Source organism: Bifidobacterium platyrrhinorum, from assembly GCF_010667645.1.
GTDB lineage: Bacteria > Actinomycetota > Actinomycetes > Actinomycetales > Bifidobacteriaceae > Bifidobacterium > Bifidobacterium platyrrhinorum.
The window spans coordinates 772,733-778,732 of sequence record NZ_WHZV01000001.1; the positions used below are offsets into that span (position 1 = coordinate 772,733).

General features: G+C 59.5%; 4 protein-coding genes and 1 pseudogene. All 5 read right to left on the bottom strand.

The genetic code is table 11. From position 1 onward, the window contains the following. Positions 1–67 precede the first annotated feature (67 nt). Positions 68–3,274, bottom strand: coding sequence for a CRISPR-associated endonuclease Cas3'' (locus GFD21_RS03375; protein WP_163196485.1), 3,207 nt, complete (start codon positions 3,272–3,274; stop codon positions 68–70). After that, on the bottom strand, positions 3,267–4,625 hold the full coding sequence (locus tag GFD21_RS03380; RefSeq protein WP_163196486.1) for an SWIM zinc finger family protein: 1,359 nt from the start codon (positions 4,623–4,625) through the stop codon (positions 3,267–3,269). The genes GFD21_RS03375 and GFD21_RS03380 overlap by 8 nt, the downstream gene beginning before the upstream one ends. Before the next feature lie 101 nt (positions 4,626–4,726). Continuing rightward, complete coding sequence (locus tag GFD21_RS03385) at positions 4,727–5,026, bottom strand: hypothetical protein (protein ID WP_163196487.1); 300 nt, start codon at positions 5,024–5,026, stop codon at positions 4,727–4,729. A 494-nt stretch (positions 5,027–5,520) separates the two neighbouring features. Next, complete coding sequence (locus GFD21_RS03390; RefSeq protein WP_163196488.1) at positions 5,521–5,754, bottom strand: hypothetical protein; 234 nt, start codon at positions 5,752–5,754, stop codon at positions 5,521–5,523. A gap of 30 nt (positions 5,755–5,784) precedes the next feature. Further along, positions 5,785–6,000: pseudogene (locus GFD21_RS03395) on the bottom strand (IS256 family transposase); the annotation flags it as partial.

Sequence of the window (6,000 nt, forward strand, 5' to 3'; positions counted from 1 at the left end):
AATCTTGCCCACTCACTGGGTCATCCCTCAGCGGAGGGACGATCCCATTTTCGTCGTCACCACCGACCTATTGATCACCCTCCCGTTCCACGGACAATCCGGCACGGCGGTCGTACCGGACAACGAAACCATTCATCGAAGTCATAAGGCCGCTGTTCCCGTCACCCTCCAGGAAAATGGCGAGTCGCCCGGCAAGCCATGGGGACCCCTTCCACATCTCGGTTTCAGCATCGCACCCATGTTCCAGAGCGCCAATAAGCGCATCGATATCCCCGTCTTCATATCCACTCATCACAATCGGCAGGCGCACGGAGCATTGGGAGATGAGCAAGGCCAAACGATCATTCGGAACCGAATCCGCAGGCACTGTGGCACCGGGTTCAATGCCATGCTGCTTATCCCCCACCCATGGCAGCAAACGGATGGAATCACCGTCCCGGCGCAACAGCATGACCTCGACCGTCTCCTGCGTGTCGCGCACCGCACGCTGCCCTTTGTCGTCATCGACATCATCGATCGCCGTGGTTTTGAACCAGTCGACAAGAGTCTCCTCCTCGCCGATCATGCCCTGCAACGACTTGATGCGATAATGCCGCGCGCGTTCGCGCTTCTTCGTCTGCGTGTCCGTACGCGAAACGACGGCCTTCGCATACGATTCACGCCATGCCTCGGGAATCGTCTCTTCCACGCGTTCGCCGTACGCCAGTCGTACGGTGGACGCGATGTCCTTGGGCAGGGACGCCTCCATCGATGCACCTGGAGCACCCAATCCCAGCACTCCCAGAGTTTCCAATAACGAGGCCTCCTCGTAAACGGTCCGTACGCCGCCATCGAATCGGGGGATGCCCGCATCCCATTCGGTGATGCCACGGATATGGCAGGATGCGGCACGAAGCGGTATGGGCCTATCCTGCTGACCGGCTCCTCGCACGTGGCGGTGCACACGTCCCAGCCGCTGCATAAGCAGGTCGACCGGAGCGATGTCGGTGATCAGCGCGTCGAAGTCGATGTCCAACGATTGTTCAAGCACCTGTGTGCCGACGACGATCAGCCGTTCGGGACGTCGTCCGTTCACCAATGTGCTTCGTGGTCCAAGCAATTCACGTAGCTCACGCTCGTTGTCCATACGGTCCATGTCCATGAATCTGGCATGCGTCAAACGAATATGCTCATCGCCGTATCGTTCGGACAACAACGCCGCCACGTGCTGCGCGCGAGGGACCGTATCGCAGATGATTCCGATGCAACCTCCGTCCCGCAGCAATCCATCAAGCAAGGAAATCAGGGAGTCATCGTCATCCGGCATCATCCGGCACATCACGTGTAGTGTCCGGCCGGACGGTTCGACGGCTTGCATTCGCAACCGGCCACCGGATGAATAGGTGATCAGCGGATACGCCTCCTCGCAGGACGTATCGGAATCAGATGCCACGATAATCGATGAGCTGCCGTCCGACGCGTTGACGTTCGATGCGACGGCACCGGATCGACTACGCGAACGCCGCCTGTACCGGGTCTGACGTTTGGCACCTCCATCCTGTGTCGGGGAAGGAGCATTCGCCCGTCCGCCACTCTCCCTCCCACGCAGATAGGCCTCCGCCATCTCCTTGCGCTGCCGCTCCGGCAGCGTGGCGGACAACAGAATGACCGGCGTACGGAACCCTCCCAGCCATTCGAGGATGCGCTTCAGATACTCCTGCATGTACGCGTCATAGGCGTGGCATTCGTCGATGACGACCACCTTGTTGGCGAGCGCCAGCTGTCTCAACACGACGTGCTTCATCTGCAGGGCGCCCATGAGCACCTGGTCGACGGTGCAGATCAGAAAGTTGGCGAGTACGCCTTTCTTGCGTCCCCACATCCACTCGGACACGACCGTTTCAGGGGATGCCGCGTCACGCCGCGTCTTCTCCTCGCCCATGTCTATGGATGACCAGGCCGACGCCATGTTCCGCGAAGCGGCGATGATGCCGCGGAACTCCTCGTTGAGCTGCGCCTTCCCATGCGCGAGCCATACGGTTTTCTCGCCCGTTCCCGGTTGCGTCGGCAAGGAGTCGATCCATGCGTGCGCCCTGCCGAACATCGCGTCGGTGGTTGCCATGGTGGGCAATGCGACGCATACGCCTCCGCAACCGGTCCGTTGCGCGAGCAGTTCCGCCGCGGCGAGCGCCGCTTCCGTTTTCCCCTCCCCCATCGGCGCTTCGATGATCATCAGTCCGGGATCGTCGGTTCGTGCGGCGATGGTCGCGGCCTCGCGCTGCACCGGTCTCGGGGATGCTCCCTGCGGCAAGGAGAAACGGTTCCTGAACCATTCATCCAACGTGGAGTCGTCCATGTGCAGGTCGTCGGCGACGGGATGCCATGGCGTACACAGATGCAGAGTACGCCACGCCCGATCCGCACGACGACGCAGACCGTCCCAGGAATGCACATCATCGTCCTGGGTCTCGCCGAACCCGCTCAATGTGCCCGGAACAGCGATTAAGGGGAACATGCCTTCATCGCTGTTGCTCGCCATCCAATCGGCCATGATCACCGCGCCCGTCAGCAATGCTTCGGACGATGCTTCCAACCGCCGTGCTCCCAATCGGGCCATGTCGTCGGGAGACAAGCCGACTCGTCGAATCACGAATTCCAACAGCTCACGCTGCACAGGCTCCCATAGATCCTTCGCTTCATCGTCCCATCCCACACGGATCGGTTCCCCACGCCGGGCCTCATCCAGCCGATGCCCGTCGGGCGGAGTGCCATGGTGTCCTCCGACCACGCTGGCGTATGATCTCGCGACACCTAGCGGCCATCCGTATGTCGTGGTCAGATGCCGTTCGAGGATGGCCTGTCCGGCAATCGGGTGGGACGGTTGGCTCGGGTTACTGAAATCACGGATCGGCAGTCCCGCCCGCTCCGGAAGCCAAGCCAGCGATGCAGGCGTCCCGTCAGCCGAGATATCGAACCGTATCGGCTTGGATTGGAACACAGGGGTGGCTTTGCCGATATCATGCGCACCGGCCAACAGCAGATATACCCGATGGGCCAATATCTCATCACCGATGCTCCGCACGAACATGGCCTTGGTGCTGTCCGGAATCCAATGATCCCATAGACGCGCGGCCATGCCGATCGAATCGGCCATATGCACATACAGCGGCAGCCAACGGCTTCCATCGAATCTGTCCGTTTTGCCCCACAGCATGCGTGCACGGCGGGATAACGACACCTCGCCGTCGTTCATCGACGTCCCGATGGTTTTTTCAATAGGATGCGACTCACTCATGTTCCCAATCTCCGACATACGTCCGATGCTGTTCCGATATGGCCTTCGTTCGCAATCGTTCCAACGCGTCGTCATCGCCCCGACGTTGGGCAACGGCGGCCAACAGTTCCATCCAGGTACAAGGCGACGACGGGATCGGCGACGAATCCAGATCCCACTCCGTAGCCATCGCGTGATACCGGTCGATGATCCCCTGAACCCGATCGGGCGAATCCGTCAGCAACGATCTCACCGCCGCAAGCCACGCCATCGTCTCATCATCCGTGTGATCCGATTCGAAACGCTCCGCCCTGTCATGCTCTCCGGACAGCAGCAGATCATCATGCCTGAGCCGACACATATACGAGTACAGACGTGATGAACGTCGGGTTGCGATGTCGCCATCCATGGAACGTTCCAATCCGCTCAACGCCTCGTCTGCGATTCTCCGAGTCGTTCTTCTCCTTGAAAAGGACAACAGCGCCACTCCCAGTCTCTCCCCTAGTTCCTCGGGAACGCCGAGGAGAACATCCACGATTCCGGTGGCCGCAGCCATGCACTCCCCCGCTCCGGAACGCTCATCACCGGCTGCCTTTTCCACCAGCAGCCTCACCTTCCATGACAAGCGTTCCAGCTGATTCACGATGATTTCCCCGCCATCTCCGACATATTCCAATGAATCGCCCACGATGCGCATCACGAGCAACGCATTGGATAACGCCGACCCGTGATCCGCAACCGCCAACGCATTGTCCAGAACAATGTCCGCGCCCTTGAACGCATGACCGACATCATTACGGGCACCGCCCGACTCCAGGAACGACTGTATGAATGACTCCGCCATACGTCCGGCCTGCAATTCGGATAAGACGGGAAACCGCAGCTTGTTCGTGTCCGTATCACCGGCCATTGTCCTCGGACGGTCCTCGACGACCGCCTCATCCCACACCAGCAACGGACCATGTTCGCCATACCATGGAATCAAACGGGAACGAACTTCATCGTAGACGTCCGTGCGTATGGAATGGTCGCCGTCCAACCACATTTCCGATACCTCGTCCGCCCCATTCTGCGGGGACGGAACCATTCCCGAACCGTCATCGACAACGTCACCGATGGCGAGCATCACCGCAGCGGAGTGCTTGCAATGTCTATCTTTCGCCGCAAACGGACAACTGCACGAAATCGTGCACCGCATGGCGACATCATCAATATGAATCACGACATCATAAAGACTTCCGCCCTCGACTTCCCCATGGAACAAGCCGGGAGCGATCAGGGACACGGAACGAACCCGTCCCTCGCGGAGATACGCCTCTCCGCGAGCGAAAACGGTCGGCGTGAACAAAAGAGAGACGACCTCGGCTTTCATGATTACACCCTACCTTGCAATCACCTCCACCGAGGCGGGAACACACCCTGATGACAACCAACGCGTATCTATTCCCCGATAAGCAAATCGGCGTGTCGTGACTAGGCCGCAACACGCCGACAAAAGATAGTCCAGGCGGAAGCGAACTCGCGAATCAACACGTGACGCATGACCATATCCACGGGCACACCACGCTGCTTCGCCGCGGAATCCAGCATCGCCGACATGTCCACACTAAGCGAAAACGTTCGACTCACAGGATCAGCCGGCGAAACATCGAACACAGGGCCGGAAAACACATGGCCCGGCGTCCCGCCGTAATCCCCGTTATCCGCAGCTTCGGCCCACTCGTCCAACATTGCATCAGTGACCACGTGGCCATCCTTGATTGCATAATCCATGATCCACCTCACTACTGTGTTCGGTGGGGTCGATTCTACCAAGTGTGTAACCAAGGGAGATAGCCCAGCCGAACCGGGCTAGGCATGCTAGCCCACGTTCAGTGTCAACATTCGCACACCATCCACGTAGACTTCCAGTCGAGCAGGCTCGACTAGAACCAGGAGCACATGGCCGGACCCGTCAGGATGCGACCATGCGAAACCATAGTCATTCATGGTAGTATCTCTCTTGGTTGATGTTGGCGCACATCTTATGACGTACGCCCACCCCGCAAGGGACAGGGGCCGCAAGTATCGTAAGTGCTTGCGGCCCTTGCTTTATCCCTCACGAGACAACTAGCGACGCACTCCCAATGGATGCCGTCTTAGTACCCCGACCCGTAAAGATCGAATCACCCCCACGTAGGCGGGGAGCACGACGGCAGGCTGTGCCCTTTGTGCGGTCTGCCGGGATCATCCCCGCGTAGGGGCCTATAGGAACTAAACGTGGTGTTTTAGAGTTCCCGGGCGTGATGCGGATGCTGTCGCAGGATTTTCCGTTGCCTCCTTTCCTTTTGCATCCAGACCGAAGCCCGATGGACGATTCCCGTGACGCCGATGATGGCGCAGGCCAGGTCGAAGCCGGCGCGGGTGATGTTCATGGTGCTGCCATTCGCGGAAGGAGCGAGGATCGCGATCATGTCGATCAGGCTTTGCGCTACTTGCATGGCGTATTCAATGATTTCCATGCATGACGGCTATGCGCGTCGGCCTGCGGGTCAACGGACGTGGCCCTTGCGGATATAGAAGCCGGGTTCGTTGGCGGGGTCGTCATGGTTATTGGCCTGGATGCCGTCGTCATAGGGCTTCGACGAATCGTCGCCGCCTTTGTCCCGGGCGTGGACGCTGACCGGGGGCTTCCAGTGTTCGGGCCTGATCAGCGATGCGGGGTCCGGGGATCCGCTTTTCATGTAGCACACCCATTCGCAGGCGCG